Source organism: Aliidiomarina shirensis (assembly GCF_003987345.1).
GTDB classification, from domain to species: Bacteria; Pseudomonadota; Gammaproteobacteria; order Enterobacterales; family Alteromonadaceae; genus Aliidiomarina; species Aliidiomarina shirensis.
Genome location: NZ_PIPP01000006.1, coordinates 14,770 through 40,230 on the forward strand (window position 1 = coordinate 14,770; position 25,461 = coordinate 40,230).

Sequence of the window (25,461 nt, forward strand, 5' to 3'; positions counted from 1 at the left end):
AGAAAAGGGCTGAGCATTGGTCAACCCCGCGGCGAAAAAATAAACGAAATCCAAGAACTTATAGCACCTTGAACATCGATATCCGCATTAGCTGTTAGTTTAGCGTAGGCACTTCCATGCTCTCAGCATGCTCACGCTCGAAACGTTCCGACATCACGCTATTAAAGTCTTCGCCGTCCCGATAAATAAACAGCGCGCCGATATCATATTGATTCGCAAACGCTAACCCAAGTTCTTCACCAAGAACTAGAAGCACCGTGGCAAAGGCATCGGCTTCCGCGGCGTTATCACCCAGTACATTTACCGCAGCTAACTTATGTGCAATCGGGCGGCCCGTAATCGGGCTAATGGTATGCGAGTAGCGCACACCTTCGTGCTCAAAATAGTTTCGATAATCGCCAGAACCCAACATTGCCACATCACGCAACGGCAAAATATGCCGTACTACTTGTCGCGTATCGTTCGGCGCCTCAATACCAATACGCCATGCTCGGTTTTCGCTGCGCTTACCTTGTGCCATTAAATCGCCACCAATATTCACAAGATGGTTACTAAGGCCCATGCTATGTAAGTAATCACTTACTTCATCAACTGCATAACCTTTGGCAATACCTGAGAGATCGATAAACACATCGGTTAAGCGGGTTACGGTTTTATTCTCTGCATCCAAAACCACATTTTGGTAACCCACTTCATGCAAGCGCTGCTGCAGCTCGGTTTCTGAAGGAGTCTTAGTAATACTTGCTTCTGGGCCAAATCCCCATAAATTAACCAAGCCACCCACGGTATAATCGTAGGCACCCGAAGATACTTCAGCAATATCGTACCCGAGCGCTAGCACGTAAAATAATTCATCGGGAACGGCCACCGGTTCACCTACTGGTGTTTTATTCACAGCAACCAATACTGAATCTTGGCGGTACGTAGACATCTGCCGATCAATCTCATTCAGCACATCCATAACGCCGGCTTCAATTTCTTCGGGGTTAAACTCGTGCTGAACACCCACGCTCACTTCAAAAAACGTTCCAAAAATACGGCCTTCTAACACTTGCGGTTGCGGCTCTGAATTAGGAGCACAACTGGCCAGCAAAATTACAGCAAACAGTAACGATAACGTTTTTAGCATAGTAAGCGCTCCGCGTTTTATTACAGGAAATACCAAAGAAGCAAACCACCGAGCACAATTCGATAAATCACGAACGGCTGCATACCGATGCGTTTAATAAAGGCTAAGAAATAATGAATACAGGCATAGGTGCTAATTACGGCAACCACAAAGCCTACCAATAAAACATCCCAGCCCATTGTTGTGCCGTTGCGCACAAGATCGAGCGTCAGCAACAAACCGGCGGCCGCGATAATCGGAATAGATAATAAGAAAGAGAAGCGCGCCGCTGATTCGCGATTCAATCCCAAGAACAGGGCCGCTGTCATGGTGATACCGGAGCGTGATGTGCCGGGAATGAGCGCCAATGCTTGGGCAAAACCAATAATTAATACGTCTTTTAAACCCAACGAATATTCATCGCGGCTACCACGGCCTTTCCAATCAGCCAAACCTAACAGTAAGCCGAATACAATGAGTGCGAACCCCATGACCACTTCGCTGCGTAATATCACCTCGGCGGCATCTTTAAGCAAAATACCCAATATCCCGGCGGGAATTGTGCCGATGATCACCCACCACGCCAGCTTTGAATCTTTTGTTTTCTCGCCACCAAGCAAGGAGCCACACCAATCTCGGCTCATCGAAAATACTTCTTTTCGAAAGTAAGCAACTACCGCTACTAACGACCCGGCATGAAGAATGACATCAAACTCCAAACCTTGATAAATATCACCTAGCCATTGCCCCGCCAACACTAAATGCGCTTGGCTTGAAACCGGTAAAAACTCAGTAATTCCCTGCACTAGGGCAAGCCAAAAAGCGGTGATGTAGTCCATGCTTACTTCCGTTTCAATAAGGGCCGTTTTGTGCGAGGCCATAAACCCATTAAAATATAGCCGCGATTGTAGCAGAGAAAGACACACAATCACCAATCAGGTACACTTCTTAAATAAAATTTAAGTGGAAAAAAATATTGATGAAAAACTACTTACAATGGCTGATTAAAGGCTTAGCTATGGGCACAGCTGATATCGTTCCTGGTGTTTCTGGTGGAACCCTAGCCTTCATTCTAGGTATTTACGAACGGCTACTAAAAGCCCTTACCTCATTTAACGTTACCGCAATACGTTTGTTATTTCGGGGGAAAATGAAGGCTCTTTGGCAGCATATTGATGGTCCGTTTTTACTCTGTTTATTCGGCGGCATTCTGTTCGCTATTTTCAGCCTTGCTAACCTTATTGTATATCTACTCGAGTTTCATCCGGTGCCGCTCTGGGCATTCTTCAACGGTTTAATCATCGCATCGCTGCCGTTGCTCGTTCGCAATATTCAATTGAATCTGCTGCGTGGCATACTTTTCGTTCTCGGTGCGATTTTCGCAATGCTCATCACTACGCTCACGCCGATGCAAACAAATCCCTCGGCATGGCTATTCTTTATCGCCGGCTTTATCGCGATTTGTGCCATGATCTTGCCCGGTATATCCGGTAGCTTCTTATTGCTCATTATGGGTATGTACGCCCCCATGACCGCGGCAGTAAGCGAATTACAATTTGGCGTGTTAATTCTTTTTGCACTCGGTTGCGTTACTGGCCTAATGATCTTCTCGCGCGTGCTTACCTTTGCTCTAAAACGTGCTCATGATGCCATGCTGGCGCTGCTATCAGGCATAGTACTCGGCGCTCTATTTCGAATTTGGCCGTGGCAAATTGAAAACCAACTAGTAAGCCCAACGGCTTACGGTGAATATTTTGGCTCCAGCCAACTCGGTTATGCGATTCTAGCGTTCATTATCGGCGCCTTAGTAATTCGTGGCTTGCTTCAATTGGAAAAATTGTTTAAAAATGGAGCAGAACCTACTCAATAAATCGCTCAGGTTAAATACGAGCACAAAAGGATTTGTATGCAGCCACAAACGGAAAATAAACCCCATGATAAGGGCCTGAGCAAGATTCAAATCGTGCTCATATATCTATCGGTGAGCACGATACTACTGATCGGCGTGTATAACCGGTGGCAAGTTAGTGCATCCCAAGCGCAGCAATTGGCACCCGCGATAACAAACGCCATTACGCCTTCACCCACGCGCTCCGTTAGCGAAACCGCACAAACAAGCTCGCAGCTCACCGATGAAGAAACCGCGGCACAACTACGAGCACTTGAAGAAGAGTATGAAGCCTTACTGGATGAGCGCGATCGCTTAGCGCGCATTACCGCGCCAGATGATCTTGAACCGATGGAAAATGTGCAACGCCAGATTGATTGGCTGAATGCTATACCGAAAGAAGACAAAACGCCTGAGCTTGACTCGGCATTAATCAAATTTGCTATGGGCGTAATCCCATTGCAGGAATCTTTTGCGATTCGCCCTGATGATTGGCAATTTATCGAGGAACAGGAATTTTTCGATGCGTTTTATGAGCGGCTCGGTTACGACGATCCAGAATTTCAAGAATATTTTGATAATTTCACCTGCACGAGTAGTAGTTGTGATGCAAGTTTTACGGATCTACCAGAGGACGTATATGCAAAGATGCAATCCGATTTTTTCCTAGAATCGAACGAACGATTACGTAATCACCCTACATTGAGTATCAGCATCCATTTTTCGCCCTCCACGCGATTAATTAAATTATCGGTAGGGCGTAAAAAATGAATAAAACACTCATCCATATTATCTTTATTCCAATCATTGCGAGCTTACTTTTTGCTTGGAGCTATTTCAGTAAAGTGAGCGAATCATCCGGAGCTTTGAGCAATACGTTTGAATCAAGTGCTCTGGCGGCTGAATCTGCACAGAGGAATAGTACTCAGCAAAATAACGCATCGGTAGATAACATTAATACTGCAACGTTTAACGGAGCAGAAGCCGCGTATGCGCATGATGATAATCAACAGCAAATTGCCGAACTCAACGCCAACATTGCTCGTGTTAAATCTGAAATAAACGAATTAAATGAAAACAACGAAAATAACCTCTCACACGAAGAAATGCGCAGAAACGAGGCTATACAGGCGTTTGCAGAGAGCATACGCATTATCAATCACACCGATATCACCGAGTTCGAAACGAGTGACGATCGTCCAGAGATGGTGCAAGCGCTCAGTGATTTCATCGTTGAAAGCGAACATGCGCGAGGCTTGGGCATTCAGGTTGAAGCATGTACCCGCTTTGGTTGCCAACTCAGTATCGACAAAGAAACCCAACCCATCGCTGAGCTCATGCGATTGAACCGAGTCATGATGGAGCAGGGCAAAAACCGATTCGGTGCGAGTAGCTTGCATTTAGTGGGCTCAGGGCAAGAGCAGCGGGTTATATTGGTGTGGCACGAATAAAAAAAGACCCGCCATGGGGAATGGCGGGTCAAAGGTACGGTTTTTATAGGGGGAACAACCGTAGTTCACTTACACCCCAGGGAAACTAGGAGAGATATTAGCCCCCTGACGTGTCAGATTTATGACACTGCAAAAAATACTCAGATTTTAAGCAAGTGCTCGTGCAGTTTTTGCTGCGTTCAATACAGCCGCTAACTTAATCGATGTTTGAATCGCTTGTGCTGAGATATCGTGTTTCAACAACACACCCACGTGTGAATCGATACACATACCACAACCATTCAATGCTGAAACAGCAAGTGAATAGAGTTCAAAATCAGCTTTATCAACACCCGGATTTGCCATGCCATTCATGCGCAGGCCCGCCGGAAGTTTTGAAAATTGTTTGTCTGAACAAAGGTGCAAAAAGCGATAGTAGATGTTGTTCATCGACATCAACGTTGCTGCTAATTTTGCAGCACTAAATACGTTGGCTTCTACCTTACCTTCAGCTTCTGCTTCTACCGCCGCAATAAGCTCTTTCTCTTCCATGCTGTACACGAGCGATAATGCAGTTCCGTAAAATTGATCGGCCGTTAAGCCTGAAGAATCAACGTTACTAAATAAGTTCGATAAGTTTAATTTGGTGTCTTTACCGTGATCGCCAAGCAACTGTTTGTAATCTGCAATACTCATAATGCCTCCCGCATCCATCATCTTGTTAAGAAAAGGGCAGCGCCATTGCTGCCCCTTCTAATACTTTATTTACCATGAATCGCTTTGTAAGCTTTCGGCTTATAAAGTGTCGCCACCTAACGGACGGTTACATGGGCACAATTCATCAGTTTGCAAACCATCTAAAATTCGAACGATTTCATTTGGGTTACGGCCAACGTTCAATGCGTTTACAGAAACGTGTTGAATTACGTTGTGCGGATCTACGATGAATGTGGCACGTAGCGCTACGCTTTCTTCTTTATCACGTACACCCAAACCATCTACTAACTGGCCTGAAGTATCCGCAAATGAATACTGGTTCAAACCATTTAGATCTGGGTGCTCACGACGCCATGCAAGTTTCACGAATTCATTGTCGGTGCTGCCACCAAGTACAACTGCATCGCGGTCAGCAAATTCATCGTTCAATTTCGCAAATTCAACGATTTCAGTTGGGCAAACAAAGGTGAAATCTTTTGGATAAAAGAAAATTACTTTCCATTTTCCTTCGAAGCTATCTTGAGTAATTGTTTCAAATGCGCTTTCGCCGTTTTCTTCTGGCATGTTGAAGCCAGGCTTCGCTGCAACTACTGAAAATTCTGGTAATTTATCGCCGATTGTTAACATTACTTCTCCTAAACACTAAGTTTTTTGCTCGCGCTTACAAATGTGCTGAATACAAAATAAGAGGTATTCAAAAGACATTTGCTAACGCCAGCGCCGTTAAATTCGAGTTGTATGGTAGTGGCGTGCTACTATTGATTAAAGCGAATAAAAGCTATTACTATAATCGAATAAGATGATTAGATGCGTGCATTGTCCGTACTTAGGCAAACGCTAGAGCACAAGTAACGAGGATTGAATGAGCAAACTTCCCAGCCTGAAAAACTTAAGCTATTTGTTAGCGCTCCATCAGCACCAGAACTTTAACCGTGCTGCGCAGGCCTGTTTTGTTAGCCAATCTACGCTTAGTAGTGGCATTCAGAATCTTGAAGATCAACTCGGTTGCCAACTTATTGAGCGTGATCACAAATCATTTTTGTTCACCGCGATGGGCGAGGAAATAGTTGATCGCTCAAGGCTAATTCTTACGTATACGGAAGAATTAACGAATTACGCGCAAAGCCAAGGCAATGTAATGGAAGGCCCGCTACGGATTGGGTGTATTCCAACCATTGGCCCATTTTTGTTGGGGATTTTGAGTAAAGCGTTACAACAACAGTATCCAAAGTTAGAGTTATTCATTCGCGAAGATACTACGCAGCAACTGATGAATTTTCTGCGTGACGGCGAGCTTGATGTACTTATTCTTGCGCTGCCAATTGATTTACAAGGTAATCAGCAATGGGTTGTTGGTAAAGATCCGTTCAAGATGGCACTTTCACCAAATCTCTCGATGGCAACCGATAGCCCAGTGGCCTATGATAAATTACCAAACAAGAGCATTTTCTTATTAGAAAAAGAACATTGCATGAGCGGCCACGCAGTTACTGCATGCCGGCTTGGCAATAAAGAAAAAATTAACCCATTTACCGCTTCCAGCCTGCATAGTTTGATTCAAATGGCCGAAGCTTTAAATGGCGCTACGTTTGTGCCGCAGTTGGCTATTAACGCAGGCATTTTAGATGGCACCGATTTAATCATTATGGACCCGAGTGATGGCGAAGCGTACCGAGAAATAGGTTTAGTGTTCCGGCCTACTACAAGCCGTCGGCAAACGTTTCGCAAGCTTGCCGAAATACTGGCCGAGTTATTACCCGAGTCCACTTTAAAATAGTATTTAAATGCAGGAGATTACCGCAGATGAAATTATCTAGTGTAAGTATCGCCGCAATTATCGCACTTGGCAGTGCAGGCATTACAACGGCGCAGGCCGAACCGATAAAAACCCGTTGGGTAGATGTTGAAGTTGAAACCGTAGCCGATGGCCTTGAGCGCCCTTGGGGTATCGCTTTTTTAGGTGATGGCCGCATGCTCGTAAGTGAGTTACCAGGCCGCCTGCGTATCGTTGAAGCCGATGGCACATTAGGTGAGCCGATTACCGGGCTGCCCGAAGTGCGCGTACGCAACCAAGGTGGTTTGCTCGATGTTACATTAGCGCCTGATTATGCTGAATCAAAACGTATTTATATTAGCTGGTCGGAACCAGAAAGCGCTGGCAGCAATGTTACCAGTACAGCCGTAGCGCATGCGCGTTTAGAAGATGGCGCATTGCATGATTTCACCCGAGTGTTTAGCGGTTATCCCAAAGTAGATGGCGGCCGGCATTATGGTGGCCGTATGGTATTCAGCGCTGATGGCGAGCACTTATTTGTTGGTTTAGGCGACCGCGGCCATCAAATGCAACAAGCGCAGGAACTCGATAGCCATACGGGTACGTTAATTCGTATTCACCCTGATGGCTCGGTGCCAAGTGATAACCCGTATGTAAATCAAGAAGGTGCGTTGCCAGAAATCTATTCCTATGGCCATCGCAACATCCAAGGTATCGATCTGCAGCCTGGTACGAATAAGGTATGGTCGGTAGAACACGGGCCACAAGGTGGTGATGAAGTGAATTCGCCAGAACCCGGAAAAAACTATGGTTGGCCCGTAATTACCTACGGCGAACAATATGGTGGCGGCGAGTTAGCCGAAGCCGTGGGCTTTAAAAACGAAGGTATGGAACAACCCATTTGGCATTGGACACCTTCTATTGCCGTATCAGGTATGAACTTCTATGACGGTGATAAATTCCCAGAATGGCAAGGCAATATTTTGGCAGGTGGTTTACGTGGCCAGCAAGTAGCGCGATTAGAAGTGAATGGTGATCACGTGATTCACCAAGAAGTAATGGACATGGATTACCGCATTCGCGAAGTGCGGGTAGGGCCTGATGGCTACATATACTTGCTTACCGATGAGCGTGATAACGCTAAAATCTTACGTTTACGCCCAGCAGAATAAGGTTTTTCATGCTTTTAACTTGTAGTAAAAACACAAAGCTCGCACTCGTTGCGGGCTTTTTTTTCAATGCGTCGATTGTGCCTGCAGTATTAGCACAAGAAGCAGATGAAGAAGCGGATATTGAAGTAAAAGAGCGCATTGTGGTTACCGCCACGCGTTCCGCGCGGCCGTGGCTTTCCACGCCAGCATCGGTTGAGCGCGTGGACATCAGCCAGCAGGCACCCGGTATGCGTACCGACGCAGCCGAATTGCTCGAAGGTATCGCCGGTTTACAGGTAGATACACGTTTTAACTTTGCCCAAGATACGCGCATTACCTTACGTGGCTTTGGCGCTCGTGCCGCTTTTGGTGTGCGCGGTGTGCGGTTGCGCCTCGATGGTATTCCGCTTTCAATGCCCGATGGCCAAGCACAAACATCCAGTATTTTGCTCGATGAACCGCGCTCGGTAGAAGTACTTCGAGGGCCGCTTGCGGCCATTCATGGTAATTCCGCCGGTGGCGTTATTGATTTACAAAGCGAGCGCCCGTGGCAAAGTTATGTTTCCGCAAACCTGAGCGCCGGCAGTGCCAGCCGTGAACGCCAGCACTTACGCGGTGTTTACGTAGATGAGCAGCAAAGCATCAGTGCTGATTACGCTCGTTTTCGCACCGATGGCGATAGAGCGCAGGGCAATGTTGAACGTGATCAGTGGGCATTGCGCTGGTATCGCGATATTACCCAAAATATTGAAATGATTGTTCGCATTGATGATAACGATGCGCCGTTGTTACAAGATCCTTCTGCGCTAAGCCCTGAGCAATGGCGCGAAGATCCAACGCAAACCGCAAGCCAGGCAATAACCTTTAATACCCGTAAAACTATTCGCCATCAGCAACAATCGATTACCTTACGGCAGTTAGCCAACAACCAGCGGTTAAATTGGCAGGCATCGCTTTGGAATGGTCAACGCGAGATTGAGCAATATTTAGGATTTCCAGGATCGGCAATAACGGCTTCTGGTGCGGTAATTGATTTGCAGCGCAGTTTCACTGGGGCGAACGCGAGTGCAAGTATCTCTCCGCTTGCAGAAATCCCATGGCAGCTCACCGTAGCACTTGATCACGAATACCAAAAAGACGAACGCCTTGGTTTTGTGAATGATTTTGGTACCCGAGGAGATTTACGCCGCAATGAAACGGGCCGGGTTGAAAGTACAGATCTCTCGGTGATTAGCGATTGGCAGTTTGCCGAGCGTTGGGTGTGGGTTGTCGGCGCGCGCACTAGCCAAATCGATTTCACGGTTGATGATCGCTTTATTGTTCCGGGCAACCCAGATGATAGTGGTGCTGTCGATTATCGGGAAAACGCCTGGAGCAGTGGCCTGAATTACCAACTCAGTGCTGAGCTAAGTATTTTTATTGCTACCGGTGAAGGATTTGAAACCCCTACGCTAACCGAAATGGCGTATCGAAACGAAGGTTCAGGGTTAAATACAAACCTACGCCCGGCTCGCATTCGCCAACATGAAGTAGGCATTAAATTACAACGGCAAAACCTGCGCTTGCAGAGTAGCGTATTTGTAATTGATAGCAGAAACGACCTGGTGGTAGATCAAAATAATGATGGCCGCACTACCTATCGCAATGCTGCCGAAACCGAGCGGGAAGGTTTTGAATTCAGTGGCCGCTGGGATTTCCACCCGAATGCATCTTGGCAAACAAGCTACACCTGGTTAAATGCCCGGTATGGTGAAATATCCAATGATACCGCCAGCGGCATGCGCTTACCCGGCCTAGCACGCAGTAATGTGTTTCAACAACTGGAATGGCGTCCTCATGGTGATCAACGATTACAGATAATGCTCACGCAGCGGTTCCGTTCACGTGTAGCTACCAGCGATGCCAACGATAGCTTCGCTCCGAGTTATACCCTTTGGGATTTTGCGATAAGAGGGAATATCAATTACGGTTCATGGTTACTCCAGCCTTGGTTCCGTATTGAAAACATCACGGATAAGGCGCACGTAGGCTCAGTCGTTGTGAATCAAGGCAATGGCCGTTCATTTGAGCCGGCTCCTGGTCGCATTTGGATGGCCGGCATCACCCTACGTTACTAGCACTTGCTTTGGAACAGCTGAGGAAGCCTACGCTTATGCTTCCTCAGCTAACCAACGATATAGCGTGCGGCGGGTAACACCCAAGATTTCCGCTGCTTTGCGTTTGTTGCCGCCGGTTTCACGTAACACGTATTGCACATATTCTTGTTGCACCTCACTCAGAGGTTTCAAGTCCGGCGTTGCATCGTCCGAATCAGTGGATAATGAAACATCACTTCCTAACTCCGCCGCGGCCACCGAAGCCGTTAAATTATTTTGCACCCGTTCAGGTAAATGGCTGCGTTCAATCACTTCACCATTACAAAAGGTTACCGCTCGCTCAACCGCATTATGCAGCTCGCGTACATTGCCCGGGAACGGATATTGGTACAAACAATCCATCGCTTGAGGACTAAACACCGGTTGTTGATCACTATCTGCCGTGAGTTCTGCAAGAAAGTTTTGGGCTAACAACTCGCGATCATCGCCACGCTCGCGTAAAGCCGGTACCGAAAGCGCCAGCGTTTCTAAACGATAAAATAAATCCTCTCGGAACGAACCCGCTTGCACCCGCGCCTCTAAATCTCGATGGGTTGCCGCAATAATTCGCACATCCACCGTAACTTCTCGATCGGTGCCCACAGGCCGCATCGTGCCTTCTTGCAATACGCGAAGCAATTTCGCCTGTAACTCTAGGGGCATTTCACCAATTTCATCAAGCAGCAGCGTGCCGCCTTCTGCTTCTTTGAGCAAACCAGAACGTGCTTTTTGCGCACCCGTAAAGGCTCCGGCAGCATGGCCGAAGAACTCCGATTCCATGAGCTCCGAGGGAATACCAGCGCAATTCACCGCGATAAAAGGCGCTTCTCGGCGCGCACTTTCAGCATGAATTGCACGCGCCACAAGCTCTTTACCAGTACCGCTTTCACCTAAAATAAGCACGGGCGTATCGGCGTTCGCCACCTGCTCAATTTGCTGATATAGCACGCGCATTACGCGGCTTTTACCCAACATGCCATGATAACTTTCTACGGTTTTATTAGTGCGAATCGACGCCACTACCGAGGTTAATCGGCGATGTTTTAAAAGCTTAGTTACCGTATGCAGTAAATGCTCCATATCCAAAGGCTTGGTAAGGAAATCGTCCGCGCCTTGCTTCAGAGCCGCAACGGCTTGGTTTACGGTGCCAAATGCGGTGATCAATAACATCGCTGGCGCCTCGGGCATGGCCTTAATTTTTGGAATCAACGACATGCCATCGGCACCCGGCAAACGCAAATCACTAATCACCAACGCCGGCTGCCAGCGCTCAATTTCTGGCCATCCTGCTTCCACCGATTCCGCGTGACGCACGCTATAGCCCTCACTATCAAGCTCTTCCACCAATAACTCGGCGAGCCCTGGGTCGTCTTCTACAACGTAAATTCTTTCGCGCCCCATGGTTATTCCTTATTTACTAATTGTAATGGTAACTGAATGCGTACTCGGCAACCGCCGGCAATATCGGTTCGATTTTCAATGACCAACGAACCGCGATGTTCCCGCACCACGTTATCGACAATGGCAAGGCCTAAACCGGTGCCTTCGCCTTGTCCTTTGGTAGTAAAGAACGGGGTTACTAATTCTGCGGTAGTAATGCCTTGCGCTAACCCAGGGCCATCATCAAGTACGTCTATTTGTAGCCAGTGGCTGCATTCATCAGCGCCTTCTTGCACTTGCTTTTCAATCACCTCAGTACGAAGCTCAACGTGAGTTTTCGCTACTTGCGCGGCATTTCGTACCAAATTAACCAACGCCAGCTCCAGCCGTGCTTCATCTGCGATAAGCTCAACGTCTTCCGGCACAGGAGCGAGCGAAACCGTTAATTCCGGGCTGTTTTCAGGCTGTTCGTGACGTACATTCTCAATAACTTCAGGCATCAATTTCGTGATAGCCACAGGGGTAATAATTGTTTCTTGCTCTGCAGCGGGCCGACAATAGTTCAGAAGTTGCTGCACGATCCGAGTTAGCCTGCCAACTTGCCCACGAATCGCGTTAAGCTGGCGCTCCGATTCCGCGTCATTACTATTTTTTAATAGCCGCCGCGCCCGGCCATCAATAATCGTAAGTGGTGCACCAAGTTCATGCGCTACCCCAGAGGCAACCCCACCAATCGCCGCCATTTTTTCCTGATATTGCAGCTTACGTTGCATGGCTTGCTCATGCCGGCGATGCGCCTCCAATTCCATTTCACTGCGTTGCATACTATCAAGCATGCTATTCAAACCGTGCGCAATATCCGCTAGCTCACCTGGCCCATCTTCCGGAGCCCGATAATCACGTTCTCCCGCTTCTACTCTATGCATACTTTGGGTAAGCACATTTACATACCGGCCAACGCCCCGATAATGGCCGAAAATAACGATGGTGAGCGTAAGCACAGCCATAGCAACCCATATTCCCCAAGCCCACGCGCTTAGGCGCGCAAAGGTTGAATCGAAGTCACTCGCTTGGCGATTAATTTGAATAAAACCGTTTGCTTGGCGCAAATCATCAAACACGGGAATAAAATGCGAAAACATCCGCACCCCCGATATCTGCCGCACCCGCTCTTGTTGCTCACCCGTCATAACGAGCTGCTGCGCTACTCGGCTACGCGATAAATCTCGTTCCGCAATGCCGGCTACCGCGATTCGATTGCCGTTTACATCGAAAACTGATGCGCCGTAAATACGGCCAATTTCAAATACCGAATCGAGCGCGCGCTGCACCGCAGCATCATCGTTTGAAGCCAGAGCCTCACCTACCGGAACACGAATAGCACGGCCTAAAAGCTCCAAATCTTCCTTTAAACGCTCTTGTTCCTGCACGTTAATACGATCGAGGCCAACGCCGATGCCAACGCCCACGATCACCAAAATCGGCACTACAACATAAATCAGCAGCGCCCGCTGTATTCCCGATAATCGCCATACTGTTGGTGATTTGCTGGTTGTCATTTGCTCACCTTGCTTGAGATCTTCGGTTATCGCAGGTTCAGATAACGGGTATGTAATTAATTTCGCTTCAATGCGCCAAAGCCAGAAGTGTCATTTTTGGCACGCTCAAAGATGTCACATGTGTCATTAATATACACATTTATACCCCAGCTTTCATCTTTAAAAAATAACGAACCTCACATTAAATTCAGATATTACAATAAAATCAGCATCTTATGCATTTATCGTAAAAGTTGGCACGGTTTTCGCTTTATATTTAAGTGACAACATTTTAAATCAAAGAGTTCTTGAAGGAGGACACTATGTTAAAACGCACTTTTGTACTTTCAGCCGTAGCCGCAGCCATGTTTTCAATGCCAGCACTAGCGCAAGATGAAGATGCACAAGCGTACGCGCAGCAGCAAATGGAAGAGATGGCTAGCCAGCCTATCACTGATGAACAGTTAGAAATGTTCGTTGAGGCCATTGAGCACATTGAGCGCATTAACAACGATTTTGTAGAAGCGCTTGAAGAAGTGGAAACACAGGAAGAAGCACAAGAGCTACAAATGAATGCTCAACGTGAAATGGTTGAATCAGTGGAAGAATCAGGTTTAACCGTTGAAGAATATAACGCCATGGCATATCGCCTTCAGAACGACCCTGAGATTCAACAGAAAGTTGAAGAAATGCGGGAAGACGACGAAGACGCATAAGGCAATAACGTTATATAGCAACGTTTGCTACAGCTACTCGGTAAGCGCTGAACTAACGAATCGTGTTGAACACACGAAAGCGCAATCTGAAGTAGAAGGGGCTGCCTCGGCAGCCTCTTTTTTTGTCCATTTCTCCCCGCGAATTGTCGCTCTCAATTTTCCTCTAATTGCGCTATTATTGTTCTACAAATATCAGCTACATAATAAAAGAGGAATTATTCATGCGCCATTTAACGCTGTGTGCATCGGCTCTGTTGTTGGTTAGCGCTTGCGCGCCAGCCCCGGAAACCGATACACAACCTTACCCACCGCAAACCGATGCCGATGGCTTAGTTGATAGCCATTTCACCGATACTTATCGTACTCATTTAGAAACCATTTCATCGGATGAGTTCGAAGGCCGTGCGCCAGGCACCCGCGGTGAAGAGCTCACTATCGAGTACATTACCGATATCTTCCGTGATTTAGGTGTTAAATCGCTAACCAACAGCGATTACACCCAAGCTGTGCCACTTGTGCGCATTGCTCCGAGCCGAGTAACGGATATGGCGTTAAGCCACAACGGCGAAGAAAGCAGCCTCGAATATCGTACTGAAATGATGGGCTGGACCAACCGCGTGGTTGATTCCGTAAGCGTTGAGAACAGCGAAATGGTATTCGTAGGTTACGGTATTGTAGCGCCAGAGTTCGGCTGGAACGATTATGAAGGCCTCGATGTTGAAGGTAAAACCGTGGTGATGTTTGTAAACGATCCAGGTTATGCCACGCAAGATCCAGCGGTGTTTAATGGCAACGCCATGACATACTACGGCCGTTGGACATACAAATTCGAAGAAGCTGCACGCCAAGGTGCTACTGGCGCAATTGTTATTCATGAAGATGGTCCAGCAGGTTACGGCTGGGGCGTGATCGCGGGCGGTTCACCCGTTCGCTTCACAATGAAAACTGAAAACCGCAACATGCACCGCGCAGAACTTGAAGGTTGGGTGAATGCCGATGCTGCAGAAAAATTATTTGCCAATGCCGGCATGAGCCTAGAAGAAGCTCATGAGCTAGCATTAAGCAGTGATTTTGCGCCTGTATCCTTGAATACCGAAGTTTCCATGACCGTAGAAAATGAGTTCTCCGATCTCGATACCTACAACATCGTGGGCATGATTGAAGGTAGCAAATACCCAGAAGAGCATATTATTTATATGGCGCACTGGGATCACATGGGTGTTGACCCAATCAGCGGTGAAATATTCAACGGCGCGCAAGATAACGCCACCGGTACCGCAGGTTTACTCGCCATGGCCGAGAAGTTCGCAGCCGGTGAAACACCTGAGCGCTCAATTGTATTTGCCTTTGTAGGCGCAGAAGAACGCGGTCTATTGGGCTCAGCTTGGTATGGCGAAAACCCATTGCTACCACTAGAAAAAACCGTAGCCGGTATTAATATCGATATGCTCTATGCACACGGCCCAGTAAAGGATTTTGTGGTTGTGGGTTGGAATAACTCCGATATGCAAAACTTTGCTGAACCTTATGTAATTGCGCAAAACCGTTATTTAGCACAAGAAGCGAACCCTGAAGCGGGCATTTTCTATCGCTCAGATCACTTTAGCTTAGCCAAGCAAGGCGTACCGGTTATGTATGCAAAAGGTGGTGTTGATCACTTCTTCGAAGGCCCTGAATACGGCCAACGTGAAGCCAGCGATTTCTTAGCGAATCGTTACCACAAAGTAGCGGATAAGTTTAACCCAGAGTGGGATTTACGCGGTATTCACCAAGATATGTGGGTGTTTTTCCGGGTTGGTAACGAACTGGCAAACAGCCGCGTATGGCCACAATGGGCTGAAGGCAACGAATTCGAAGCCTTGCGCTTAGAGAGCGAAGCGCAACGTAACTAATAGGTTCGCGATTTCAATTAATTCGCCAGAACTAATAAATAGCGAATCAGCCGGGGCAGCTTATGTTGCTCCGGCTTTTTATTACCTGAAACCCAAAGTGCCTGAAATCAAGAGCGCCTGAAATTAAGAAAGCGCATTCGGTGCTTGCCGGAATATGGGCGGTTAGTTACGATGCAGTATCTATTCTGGAGCGGCATTCATGTTACTAAAAGAAAAAATGTTTTTATCGAATTGCGATTCGGTACGTGCGCTCACCTCTGAAGAGCTCCATAAACGATTCTTACTTGGCCTCACACTCGCAAATGGCGTAGTGCTTTCGCCGAACACCGTGCTCGATAACCGCGATATTAGCGACACCTTAGCTAAAGCCAATGTGCTCAAGTATCTCAATGAGGAAGGCCGAGGTCGCCTGGTATTGCGCGGTTTTAATCTTGAGCAAGATATTACCTTGAACGATTATTTCGAGGCTTTACCCGGCAGCTATATTGTATCCAGCATTGATGGCTCACCCAGCAAAGAGCAGCTTACCGGAGTACAAGCGCGGGCGCTGATTGCTCGCTTAAAGCAAACTCAGGAAGTGCTTACAGCGCTCAACCCAAGTTACGAAAGCGTGCAGCTTATGCCCACCAGCTTGCAGCAAGAAATAACGCTACGCTTAGATGATGCTGATGTGTTTAATCACTTTTTCAAGAGCGATGGTGAACGCCAGTTATTTTTGCATGCAGCGCGCGATGTAGTGAGCCGTTCCGAATGGTATCACTTCACACAATCTTATTTTGCCGAGCAAACTCGCTACTCTATTGATGCATCGGCACGTTTTCGCCTCGAGGTGATAGATCCGGCTTACCACTCGTTATTTATTAGTTCTGGCGAAGGCTTTTTACAAGATCAAATTAAACACCTGACACAAATTCCACGCGGGCTGTTAGATGTTGGGCTTTCAATAAAAGGGCTACAACGCGAGCTTTCACTATTAGCGATTCCCTATAAGTTATTTCAGTTTGTTTCTGCATTAGGGGCGGGTGAAGTGCTAAAGTTTTTGGTGGAATCAGGAATCGATTATGCCGAAACTCAAGCTACCGATCGTGGCTACGATTTTGCTACCCGTAAAAATTGGTTCGGGCTGTATCCAAAAATGCGGAACTACATTGGTTTGGAAATTAAAAAGTAATGAAAAAAACAGTATATGAGAACCCTTGGTTCCAAGTGGAGCAAGATGGGCAATGGCACTACGTACTGGAAAAAAATTCAGATAATGGGGCCATGGTGCTTTGTTATGTGGGCGAAGATTTGGTGCTCGTTGAAGTGCCACGCGCAGCGCACGGGGCAGAGCTATTAGAAGCACCGCGTGGTTATGGCGAGCCCGGAGAACAAGCGGTAGAAGCCGCCGCCCGAGAACTCTTTGAAGAAACGGGATATCAGGCCGCGCAAATGGATTTTCTTGGTGTAGTAAAGCCAAATACCGCCATATTGAGCACTAATGTAAATGTGTTTCGCTGCCATTTACCAGCGAACACCCAGCCCATTCAGCATACCTCGGCAGCCAGCGATTTTAACGAAGTATCCAACGTTAAGCTGGCAAGCCCAAAACAACTCGCTCATTATATTGCCAGCGGCCGCTTAAGCTGCGGCATCACACTCGCCGCACTGATGCTGGCGAGCCACTGTTGAATACAAAGAAAGTACTCCGATCGCTGAATGCTATTGCCGAGCTGCTTTAACTTCAGGCCGAGAGCGCAATTCGTTGGCTGTTTTGCCAGAGCCTTTCGTGTAGGCTGGTTACCGATTCTTTCGCACCGCTAGCAAGCCAAGTAGCAAGCTCTGGGCCAACATCGGGCCAATCCATGCGCACCGCTAAGGCGTTTTCGAGCCAACTTTCTACGTAGTTCGCATTCAGTGATTCCATTACCGATGCGAGTTGGCGATGCTCCAAACAATAGGCATTGGCGAGCTGTTCAAATTGTCCGGAGAGCGGTTTTACTAACAGTTTTTTACCGTAGGCAAGCGCTTCACTGCTGGTTTCAAAGCCCGCATTGGCGATTACGCCCTCGGCACGGGCAAAGGATTCCGCGAAGCCTTTTCGAGAAGGCGGGTAACACTGAATATGGCCGAGATCGGCGCGGCTTGTTTCCGGGTGATAAACCGAAAATTGATACTCTGGGAAATCTTGTAATAACGCCAGCACTTGATCAAGTGGTTCAAATGGTAAATACACCAAAATTTCTCGTGCCAGTGTAGGCTCCGCATTTGGTGCATGGTGAATCAACGGAGGTAATACGTGCGTGCCAATATCTTCCCAGTGCATACCAACCACTGTATCGCACGGCGCAAACTGGCGCATCATTGCGCGTTGCAAAATATTCGTAGGTAACGCCGAAGTTTGCTTGAAGAATGCATATTGTCGGCCAAGGCCAATGCAACGCACACCTTGGCGGCGCGCAGCCCACGCGGTAACGGGTTCAAAATCAGTTACCACTAAATCGTAGCTACTTAAATCGAGATCCCGAACATCTTGCCAGAACTGGCCCCACGGATTCTGGCTCAAGGTATCCAGCACCGAAATTCTACCTTCGCGCACCTGAAAACTTAATCCTTGGCGCCATTGGAAATCACCAAAAGCATCCATATCAAATAGCTTTTCCCGTGCTCGGCCTGATACTAGATAATCAACGTCAACTTCAGGATGCGCAGAGAATGCTTCGGATAATGCATGGCAACGGCTAATGTGGCCATTTCCTGTACCTTGAACACCAACTAAAATCTTCATATCACTATCTCTATTGAATAGGGTTTTTAAACTGCGATTACAAACGCTTCGTTCAGCTACATGCACGCCAGCTAAACATCACATTAGCCAGCCACTTGCCATCACCAACGTTAACGAAGCAAGGCCTGTGCCTAGGGCTGCGCCTGCAAGAATATCAGTGGGGTAATGCACACCAAGGGCTATGCGTGAAAGACCAATTAAGCTGGCCCAAGCAAATACAATCAACGTAAGGCTTGGCATAAGCGTGGCGCAAAGGCTTGCGAACATGAACGCCGCGGTTGTATGGCCAGAAGGGAAGCTGAATTTATCGCTGGCTTTAATGAGCGAAGTAAACTGCGCGGAACGCTCGTAAGGCCGCGTTCTGCGCAAGGTATTTTTTAACAACCAATAAACCGGCAGTTCAATTAAGAAGGCGAGTAAAAGTAGGGCTAATAGCGTGCCGGCATCGGCATCACCCACGGCAAACGCTAAAAGGCAGAAGATCAGGTAGCCATAGCCATCGCCACTTTTCGAAATCCAGCGCGCTAAAGAGCCTCCCGATGGGCGGCGCAACTGCCGGCTGAGCCAGAAGAACGAAATCTCATCAACGCGCTGTAGTTGCAAGGGTAGTTGCATAAGCCATTTCATCAGCATTCCTCATTAGCGAACTTGCAGTGAAGTGTAGGCGCTTGCAATGACACTTTTGTTACAGTGGGGTGATGATTCGGTTAATTATTCAACACCTATTAAATTTTACATAGATTCTGAAATGTAAATAGAAGGGTAACCATTAACGGTGAACATTTAGTGATTACGTGTCGTGCATACAGAAGTGCTTGCTGAAAAGCTGGCGAAAATGGCATGATGCAGGCCTTATATAAATAGGCCTTCGCCTAGTTTCAGATTTAGCGGAATGCCGCAATTGAGGAAGCCCACATGAATACAAACGCTATGCAATTATTCGGCAGCTTTACGTCTCCCTTCGTGCGCCACCTGCGCGTGGTGCTGGCAGAAACCGGCCTTGATTTCGAGTTTGTAGAAACCGATTACGCGCAAAGTGCGGCTAAATCGCCGGCACAACGCGTACCGTTTTTACAAGATGGCAATGTGCAACTTACCGATTCCACCTCGATTTTAAAGCACTTGCGCGACAAAGCCGGGCAACCCTTCTTTGTCGATACCGCAAGCCTAGAGCTCTACTGCTTAGCCAATACTTGCTTAGATACCGCCATTAACTTGTTCTTACTTGAGCGCGAGGGGCTGAATAGTGATTCAAATTCATATTTACAGCGGCAAGCTGCGCGCATTCAAAGCACATTAAAAACGTTAGAAACGCGGCAGTGGCCTTCTGAAATTCAGTGGGATGATGGCCATATTCGTTTAGCGTGCTTTTTAGATTGGGCTATTTATCGGAACCGCCTCGATTTTTCGGCGTATCCGAATCTTTTGGCGTTTTTAGCACACGCGCAGAAACAACCTTCGTTTGTGGCCACCGCACCTCCGGCAGCTTAAACGAAACGGGGGTAGTAGTGACAAACTTTCAGGCCGACAAAAAAGCATTAGGTTATGCACTTGCGGCGGTGTTGCTTTGGTCTACCGTGGCCAGCGCATTCAAAATCACTCTGCAATATCTCACCCCGCTACAAATGGTGGCGGCGGCAAGCTGCGTATCTTTTGTATTTTTGTTTGCGGTTATGCTCTACCAAGGGCGTTTAGGGCAAATACTCCCCGAACTCAAACGCCATACCCTTTATTACCTCTGCTTAGGCCTACTCAACCCGCTAGTGTATTACCTAGTGCTTTTTCAGGCCTATACCTTACTACCCGCCTCGCAAGCACAACCGCTGAATTACACGTGGGCCATTGCGCTCACGTTAATGGCGGCGATATTTCTTGGGCAGAAAATTCGCAAGCGCGATTGGATAGCCTGCGCATTTGGTTACTTAGGGGTGTTAGTGATAGCAACTCAAGGCAATTTGCTGGCGCTGGAGTTCACGAGTGGCCTAGGGGTAGCACTCGCACTGATCTCTACATTCTTGTGGGCTGGCTACTGGATTCTAAACACCCGCCATCAAACCGATGCGGTGCTTACGCTGTTGATCTGCTTTTTGGTTTCGCTGCCATTTTCGCTAGGCGCCAGCTTTATCTTTACCGATTGGAGCGGCATTCCCTGGCAAGGCTGGGCCGCGGTAACATACGTGGGGTTGTTCGAAATGGGTCTTACCTTTGTGTTGTGGCTTAATGCCATGAAGCTGGCCACCAACACCGCGAAGATCAGCAACCTCATCTTTATTTCGCCATTTATTTCGTTAATGCTGCTGGCCTTTATTATTGGCGAAACCATTTACCCGGCCACTATTTTCGGCTTACTCCTGATCATCTTTGGCTTGCTAGTGCAACAATGGCAACGCCGAACTACCGTGGCCGGCGAGCCGCGGCCACGCATTGGTTCGGGTGTGTTTCGTAGGCGCAAATAGCGAGTGCTGCCCAGTTGCTATTTAGGCGAAGTAGGTAAGTAGTAGGGTAAAAACAACGCCACCTGTAAAACCAGCAAGTAGCGTTATAAATAACACCCTAAGCGATATGGCGCGGGGGCCTGCCTGCTTTGCCGAGGTTTGTACCAAAATATCCGCCCGCTGCAATTCAAGTACCGCACACAACGCATTGCAGGTTTCTAATGAACCTTGGCCTTGGCTTTCAATACGTTGAATCGTTCGCAAACTCAGCATGCTCACATCACCAAGCTGCTGCTGTGTCCAGCCCTTGGCATGCCTCGCCTCACGTATCTTGGAAGCATCAATAATCATAAAGCCTCCTTAGGAAAACAGAGAGAACACGAGCTTGCTGGTGAGGAAGCCAACGATAAATCCGCCAATCAACCAAGGCACTAACCCAATAGTAAACTTGGTCCAGCTAAAGGGTTCTTTAGTTTCTTCATCTTGAAAAAGCACAATCTCATCTTGATCAATAAGTTGCTCACCTCGGTAGAGTTCAGATACATAAACACCTCTAAATGCCTCCCCCCAACTGCGCACGCCCAAACGAACACGATAAAACTCACCCGCGAAATGAAATTCATGAGTGCTCATTTTACGCCAAGAGCGGTTCGTGGAAATCAGTTCTTCGTTCAGATAAATCTGTTCTTTGCCCGAAAAGCTTGAAAACCACACGCGTAGCTGCTGGCCGTTTAAATCAAAATAGAAATTACCGCCCTTAAACACTCCTAGCGAGCTCTCTGGCATAATCCGTGTTTCCTTTGTATTTTCATTCTGCTGTTCTGGTTGCTGATTATAGTTTTCCATAATACACCTCGTAAATTGAACAATGTTAATGTTGCTCTTGGCGCTTATTCCCGATAGCTAGTAGCCGATAACCTTGCGCCAATCACCGTGCCCCCATTAAAACTGCATATTGTTCAAAATACGCCGACAAACACCTGCCAGGCGGTTGTATGGCATATGCCAACAACCCGCCAGTAACATTTAACTCATTAAAATTTATAGTAAAAGTGTAAATATATTTGGTTCTCGCCGTTAGGCTCCTGTTACGATAGCATCATATTTTTAGCTTTAAGTTGCGCATATTTAAACACACTCACCGGCAAACTAGAAAAGCCTTTACCACGCTTACCAATCCTCTATAGTTAAACCATAGGCTACACTGCTTTATGTGTGGCAAGCACGGATAAAGAATGGAGCCCGTACATGAGTAAGGAACAAAAAAGCAATACCGCAGACCTTTCAACACCTATATATGGCCTATTTATTCTTGCCATTTTGTATACCTTTTATCTAGCGCATGAAGTGGTTTTACCGATCGTTTTGGCGCTGTTGGTAACGCTGTTATTTTCACCTGCAGTTGAAGGTATGCTTAAGCGTTTCGGAATTCCTAAAGCCGTTTCTGCATTAGTTTTATTGCTTGGCCTGATCGGCGGCATTGTTGGCGTGGGAGCGGCAATGAGCGGACCTATATTACAGTGGGCTGAGCGTGCCCCGGCTACGGTATCGCAGCTCTTTGTCGGCGAAAGCGAAGTTCAACAACGTATCGAGCAACTCACCAGCACCGCCAAACAGTTGGAAGAACAGTTAAATAAAGAGATGGGCGACGAGGAAGGCGAAACCACGCAAACGGTTGTGTTGCAAACGGAATCTTGGCGCAGTCAGTTGGCGCAAGGGGCCTATCAAACGATAGCCGGTGTAACCTTAGCGTTGGCACTCACCTATTTTCTTCTGGTCAGTGGCGATCGCATGCTACTCAACCTGGCGGCACAGCTATCGCGCCGGAAAAAAGCAATAATGATGCGCATTGTTCGCAGTGGCCAAGAGCAAATAGCGCGCTACCTGGGCGTTATTACGCTTACCAATACGGCAATTGGTGTCGCTATCGGGTTAATTGCTTGGTTAGTTGGCTTACCCACACCCGTGGTTTGGGGCGTTGTAGTAGCGCTCACGCGCTTTATTCCATACCTCGGTGTCATGATTGCCTTCGCCATGCTGACGATTGTCTCCGCAGCGAGCTTCGATGCCATTTGGATGATTGCGATCGTACCCGCGAGCTTCATGGTTATTAGCACCTTGGTAGGTTTTTTCTTGGAGCCCTACATTCATGGTATGCGTTTAGCCGTCAACCCCGTGATTATTTTCGTGGCAATATTCTTTTGGGGTTGGTTATGGGGCCCGATCGGAGTATTTATCGCCGTGCCACTGATGACTGTGATCATGGTAATCGTGAGCCATATTCCAAGTATGCAGGGCGTTTACAAAGTGCTCTCGAAATCCGAGCAATTATCGCCACATAGCCCGAAAGCAAAGAAACAAGCACAAGAAGGTTAACGTTATGAGCAATCATGAAAACGATAATCAAAGCTACACAGCCACCGGCGCGGCAAGCAAAAGTAAGCGTATTCAATCGCGTATATCGGATGTAGGCGGTATTCCGGTGGCGCGAGCATTGCCCACGAAAGCGCAACGCATGATAGGCCCATGGTGTTTTCTCGATCATGCCGGGCCAGTACAGTTCAGCGAAGATTCGACTGGCATGCAAGTGGGGCCACACCCCCACACCTGTTTGCAAACCTTTACTTGGATGTTGGCAGGAACAATGTTGCACCGCGACAGTGTAGGCTCGGAGCAAATCATAAAGCCAGGACAAGTAAATTTAATGACCGCGGGCCACGGAATTTGCCACACCGAATCCTCTCAATTTTCGGAAGGCGATGCGCGTGAATTACACGCCGCGCAACTTTGGATAGCCCTACCAGAAGATAAAGCCGATATCGCCCCACGCTTTGATCACTACCCCAACCTCCCCACCTTCACTCAGAAATCGGTGTCTGGCACCGTTTTGATTGGCACCTATGCAGGGCATGAGGCACCAACTCTTACTTTTTCACCCATTGTGGGGGTGGATTTTCAGTTTATTGAAGATGCGAACTTAACTTTAACGCTGGAGAGTGGTTTTGAATATGGCGTGCTGGCGCTCGAAGGTGGCTTTGAACTTGGTGATGAACACTATGACCAAGATGAGCTTTGTGTGCTGTGTTGCGGCCACACCAGCCTTGAACTGAATGCCAAAAAAGGCACACGAATTTTACTCATAGGTGGCGAGCCCTTTGCGGAAAACGTTACTATTTGGTGGAATTATGTAGGCCACAGCAAAGAATATATCAGTAAGGCACAACAAGATTGGCACGCTGAAGCAGAACGTTTTGGCGTTATTAAAAACCCGAATGCTCCGCGCATGCTCGGGCCAGAAGTGCCTTGGCGCTAATCAAATAATGAACAATAACCTCACGCTTTGCGTAGATCAGAACAGCACTCGTTTTAAGAAACCGAAGGAGTAATTCATGGCAGATCAGGATTCGCATAAACAACCCAAAAAGCTTCTGGCCTTTGCTGGTAGCTTAAGAGCCGGCTCGTTCAACAAGCAGCTCATTGCCTGCGTTGTAAAAGAAGCCGAGAAGGCTGGCGCGGAAGTTACCTTACTTGATTTAAATGATTTTCCACTACCCATCTACAATGGCGATATCGAAGAAGAGGGAATGCCTGCGAAGGTTCGTGAGCTACAAGGGATTCTAGCGCGCCACGATGGCTTGTTAATCAGTACACCCGAATACAACGGTGCCGTTCCTGCGCTGGTAAAAAACACGCTTGATTGGCTCACCCGTGAGCAAGCCAATGGCAATTCCGGCATTGAGCTATTTAAAGGTAAAGTGGTGGGCATTGTATCGGCTTCACCGGGCGCATTAGGCGGCTTACGTTCATTGGTGCTGCTTCGCGATCAGCTGGCAAAACTAAGCATGTGGGTGGCACCCGCGCAGTTTGCACTTGGTAAAGCCCACGAAGCCTTCGATGAGAATGGCGCGTTGAAAGATGAAGGCCACGTTAAGCAAATCAGCGGCGTAGTGCAGCAAGTTATCGATTTCTAAGCCTCAAAGCTAAGCCTCAAATTAACCGAATTCTGGCAAGTCCGGCTTCACGGTGGGCTTGCCAGCTTCTATCCACGCATCTAAGCCACCTGCGATTGAGCTTACCTTTATGTATCCCATATCCTGAAGCGCCACTGTAGATAAAGCACCGCGGCCACTCGTTTTGCAATACAGCACAATATGTTTATCGCGATCTTGCAGTTCCGGCGTTCCACTCAGTTTAAATTCAAGCATACCGCGCGGAATATTTATTGCCCCAGCAATATGCCCAGCGCGAAATTCATCCGGCTCGCGCACATCAATCAACACATCTGCTTTTTGTATCTCGCTTGGCGCATCGGTTACCGATACTTCATTGATTTTACTTTTAGCTTCCGCCACTAAATCTAATGCGTTTTTCATGGTAATACCTCGCTTGTTCCATTACTGAAAGCATAACGCACTCAGTTATATTAGCAACTGTTAATGGAAGGGTGCATTATTTCTTTTGCGTAAACATCACGCATACATTTCCTTACAATTTACCGCATGAAGTGTTCGGGAGCCCAAGCTACATTAA

Annotated in this window: 26 protein-coding genes; 15 read left to right on the forward strand and 11 right to left on the reverse strand. The window is 47.6% G+C overall.

Going from position 1 to position 25,461, the window contains the following annotated elements:
* Positions 1–94 precede the first annotated feature (94 nt).
* Together CWE13_RS10920 and CWE13_RS10925 are read right to left on the reverse strand one after the other, a co-directional pair.
* Positions 95–1,129 carry an FAD:protein FMN transferase gene (locus tag CWE13_RS10920; RefSeq protein WP_126808596.1) on the reverse strand — a complete coding sequence of 345 codons (1,035 nt, stop codon included), beginning with the start codon at positions 1,127–1,129 and terminating at the stop codon, positions 95–97.
* Positions 1,130–1,149: 20 nt separating this feature from the next.
* Positions 1,150–1,947, reverse strand: a complete 798-nt coding sequence (locus CWE13_RS10925; protein WP_126808598.1) for an undecaprenyl-diphosphate phosphatase — start codon at positions 1,945–1,947, stop codon at positions 1,150–1,152.
* A 140-nt stretch (positions 1,948–2,087) separates the two neighbouring features.
* Between CWE13_RS10925 and CWE13_RS10930 the strand changes: the two genes are divergently transcribed.
* From CWE13_RS10930 to CWE13_RS10940, 3 genes are read left to right on the forward strand one after another with little or no spacing between them, the layout of a single operon-like run.
* Positions 2,088–2,978: a DUF368 domain-containing protein gene (locus CWE13_RS10930; protein WP_126808600.1), complete on the forward strand. Its 891-nt coding sequence runs from the start codon at positions 2,088–2,090 to the stop codon at positions 2,976–2,978.
* 36 nt (positions 2,979–3,014) lie between these two features.
* Positions 3,015–3,767 (forward strand): hypothetical protein, encoded by a 753-nt coding sequence (locus tag CWE13_RS10935; RefSeq protein WP_126808602.1) that lies wholly within the window; start codon positions 3,015–3,017, stop codon positions 3,765–3,767.
* The gene (locus tag CWE13_RS10940) at positions 3,764–4,447 is read left to right on the forward strand and encodes a hypothetical protein (protein ID WP_126808603.1); all 684 of its coding nucleotides are present in this window, start codon (positions 3,764–3,766) and stop codon (positions 4,445–4,447) included. The genes CWE13_RS10935 and CWE13_RS10940 overlap by 4 nt, the downstream gene beginning before the upstream one ends.
* A 147-nt stretch (positions 4,448–4,594) precedes the next feature.
* Here the strand turns inward: CWE13_RS10940 and CWE13_RS10945 are convergent, their stop codons facing one another.
* Together CWE13_RS10945 and CWE13_RS10950 are read right to left on the reverse strand one after the other, a co-directional pair.
* A complete protein-coding gene (locus CWE13_RS10945) occupies positions 4,595–5,122 on the reverse strand; it encodes a carboxymuconolactone decarboxylase family protein (RefSeq protein WP_126808605.1) in 528 nt (175 codons plus the stop codon).
* Between the two features lie 99 nt (positions 5,123–5,221).
* Positions 5,222–5,770, reverse strand: coding sequence for a peroxiredoxin (locus CWE13_RS10950; RefSeq protein WP_126808606.1), 549 nt, complete (start codon positions 5,768–5,770; stop codon positions 5,222–5,224).
* A 235-nt stretch (positions 5,771–6,005) separates the two neighbouring features.
* On the opposite strand from CWE13_RS10950, the gene CWE13_RS10955 reads away from it, so the two are divergent.
* The 3 genes from CWE13_RS10955 to CWE13_RS10965 are packed head-to-tail and all read left to right on the forward strand — an operon-like array spanning position 6,006 to position 10,185.
* Positions 6,006–6,920 carry a hydrogen peroxide-inducible genes activator gene (locus CWE13_RS10955; protein WP_126808608.1) on the forward strand — a complete coding sequence of 305 codons (915 nt, stop codon included), beginning with the start codon at positions 6,006–6,008 and terminating at the stop codon, positions 6,918–6,920.
* A 26-nt stretch (positions 6,921–6,946) separates the two neighbouring features.
* On the forward strand, positions 6,947–8,089 hold the full coding sequence (locus CWE13_RS10960; protein WP_126808610.1) for a PQQ-dependent sugar dehydrogenase: 1,143 nt from the start codon (positions 6,947–6,949) through the stop codon (positions 8,087–8,089).
* 8 nt (positions 8,090–8,097) lie between these two features.
* Positions 8,098–10,185: a TonB-dependent receptor family protein gene (locus CWE13_RS10965; protein WP_126808612.1), complete on the forward strand. Its 2,088-nt coding sequence runs from the start codon at positions 8,098–8,100 to the stop codon at positions 10,183–10,185.
* Positions 10,186–10,218: 33 nt separating this feature from the next.
* On the opposite strand, the gene CWE13_RS10970 is transcribed toward CWE13_RS10965, so the two are convergent.
* Together CWE13_RS10970 and CWE13_RS10975 are read right to left on the reverse strand one after the other, a co-directional pair.
* Entirely contained in the window at positions 10,219–11,604 is a 1,386-nt protein-coding gene (locus tag CWE13_RS10970; protein ID WP_126808614.1) for a sigma-54-dependent transcriptional regulator, read from the reverse strand.
* Positions 11,605–11,606: 2 nt separating this feature from the next.
* Positions 11,607–13,142, reverse strand: coding sequence for an ATP-binding protein (locus CWE13_RS10975; protein WP_126808615.1), 1,536 nt, complete (start codon positions 13,140–13,142; stop codon positions 11,607–11,609).
* Positions 13,143–13,444: 302 nt separating this feature from the next.
* On the opposite strand from CWE13_RS10975, the gene CWE13_RS10980 reads away from it, so the two are divergent.
* From CWE13_RS10980 to CWE13_RS10995, 4 genes are all read left to right on the forward strand, one after another.
* Positions 13,445–13,837, forward strand: coding sequence for a DUF4168 domain-containing protein (locus CWE13_RS10980; protein WP_126808617.1), 393 nt, complete (start codon positions 13,445–13,447; stop codon positions 13,835–13,837).
* 221 nt (positions 13,838–14,058) lie between these two features.
* Positions 14,059–15,729 carry a M28 family metallopeptidase gene (locus tag CWE13_RS10985; RefSeq protein WP_126808618.1) on the forward strand — a complete coding sequence of 557 codons (1,671 nt, stop codon included), beginning with the start codon at positions 14,059–14,061 and terminating at the stop codon, positions 15,727–15,729.
* 199 nt (positions 15,730–15,928) lie between these two features.
* Positions 15,929–16,900, forward strand: coding sequence for a hypothetical protein (locus CWE13_RS10990; protein ID WP_126808620.1), 972 nt, complete (start codon positions 15,929–15,931; stop codon positions 16,898–16,900).
* Positions 16,900–17,400: an NUDIX hydrolase gene (locus tag CWE13_RS10995; protein WP_126808622.1), complete on the forward strand. Its 501-nt coding sequence runs from the start codon at positions 16,900–16,902 to the stop codon at positions 17,398–17,400. Before CWE13_RS10990 ends, CWE13_RS10995 begins: the two co-directional genes overlap by 1 nt.
* 52 nt (positions 17,401–17,452) lie before the next feature.
* Here CWE13_RS10995 and CWE13_RS11000 read toward each other — a convergent pair whose 3' ends face one another.
* Together CWE13_RS11000 and CWE13_RS11005 are read right to left on the reverse strand one after the other, a co-directional pair.
* The gene (locus CWE13_RS11000) at positions 17,453–18,496 is read right to left on the reverse strand and encodes a glycosyltransferase family protein (RefSeq protein WP_126808623.1); all 1,044 of its coding nucleotides are present in this window, start codon (positions 18,494–18,496) and stop codon (positions 17,453–17,455) included.
* 78 nt (positions 18,497–18,574) lie between these two features.
* A complete protein-coding gene (locus tag CWE13_RS11005) occupies positions 18,575–19,123 on the reverse strand; it encodes a phosphatase PAP2 family protein (protein ID WP_126808625.1) in 549 nt (182 codons plus the stop codon).
* A gap of 288 nt (positions 19,124–19,411) precedes the next feature.
* Between CWE13_RS11005 and CWE13_RS11010 the strand changes: the two genes are divergently transcribed.
* Positions 19,412–19,987 carry a glutathione S-transferase family protein gene (locus CWE13_RS11010; protein ID WP_241973686.1) on the forward strand — a complete coding sequence of 192 codons (576 nt, stop codon included), beginning with the start codon at positions 19,412–19,414 and terminating at the stop codon, positions 19,985–19,987.
* Positions 19,988–20,004: 17 nt separating this feature from the next.
* Positions 20,005–20,952: a DMT family transporter gene (locus CWE13_RS11015; RefSeq protein WP_126808626.1), complete on the forward strand. Its 948-nt coding sequence runs from the start codon at positions 20,005–20,007 to the stop codon at positions 20,950–20,952.
* A 21-nt stretch (positions 20,953–20,973) separates the two neighbouring features.
* Here the strand turns inward: CWE13_RS11015 and CWE13_RS11020 are convergent, their stop codons facing one another.
* Together CWE13_RS11020 and CWE13_RS11025 are read right to left on the reverse strand one after the other, a co-directional pair.
* Positions 20,974–21,282, reverse strand: coding sequence for a helix-turn-helix transcriptional regulator (locus CWE13_RS11020; protein ID WP_126808628.1), 309 nt, complete (start codon positions 21,280–21,282; stop codon positions 20,974–20,976).
* A gap of 9 nt (positions 21,283–21,291) precedes the next feature.
* Complete coding sequence (locus CWE13_RS11025; protein WP_126808629.1) at positions 21,292–21,777, reverse strand: hypothetical protein; 486 nt, start codon at positions 21,775–21,777, stop codon at positions 21,292–21,294.
* A 402-nt stretch (positions 21,778–22,179) separates the two neighbouring features.
* Here CWE13_RS11025 and CWE13_RS11030 point away from each other — a divergent pair, with 402 nt between their 5' ends.
* From CWE13_RS11030 to CWE13_RS11040, 3 genes are all read left to right on the forward strand, one after another.
* The gene (locus CWE13_RS11030) at positions 22,180–23,307 is read left to right on the forward strand and encodes an AI-2E family transporter (protein ID WP_126808631.1); all 1,128 of its coding nucleotides are present in this window, start codon (positions 22,180–22,182) and stop codon (positions 23,305–23,307) included.
* Positions 23,308–23,311: 4 nt separating this feature from the next.
* Positions 23,312–24,244 (forward strand): pirin family protein, encoded by a 933-nt coding sequence (locus CWE13_RS11035; RefSeq protein WP_126808632.1) that lies wholly within the window; start codon positions 23,312–23,314, stop codon positions 24,242–24,244.
* Between the two features lie 76 nt (positions 24,245–24,320).
* The gene (locus tag CWE13_RS11040; RefSeq protein ID WP_126808634.1) at positions 24,321–24,902 is read left to right on the forward strand and encodes an NADPH-dependent FMN reductase; all 582 of its coding nucleotides are present in this window, start codon (positions 24,321–24,323) and stop codon (positions 24,900–24,902) included.
* Positions 24,903–24,923: 21 nt separating this feature from the next.
* Here CWE13_RS11040 and CWE13_RS11045 read toward each other — a convergent pair whose 3' ends face one another.
* Complete coding sequence (locus CWE13_RS11045) at positions 24,924–25,304, reverse strand: rhodanese-like domain-containing protein (protein ID WP_126808635.1); 381 nt, start codon at positions 25,302–25,304, stop codon at positions 24,924–24,926.
* Positions 25,305–25,461 lie beyond the last annotated feature (157 nt).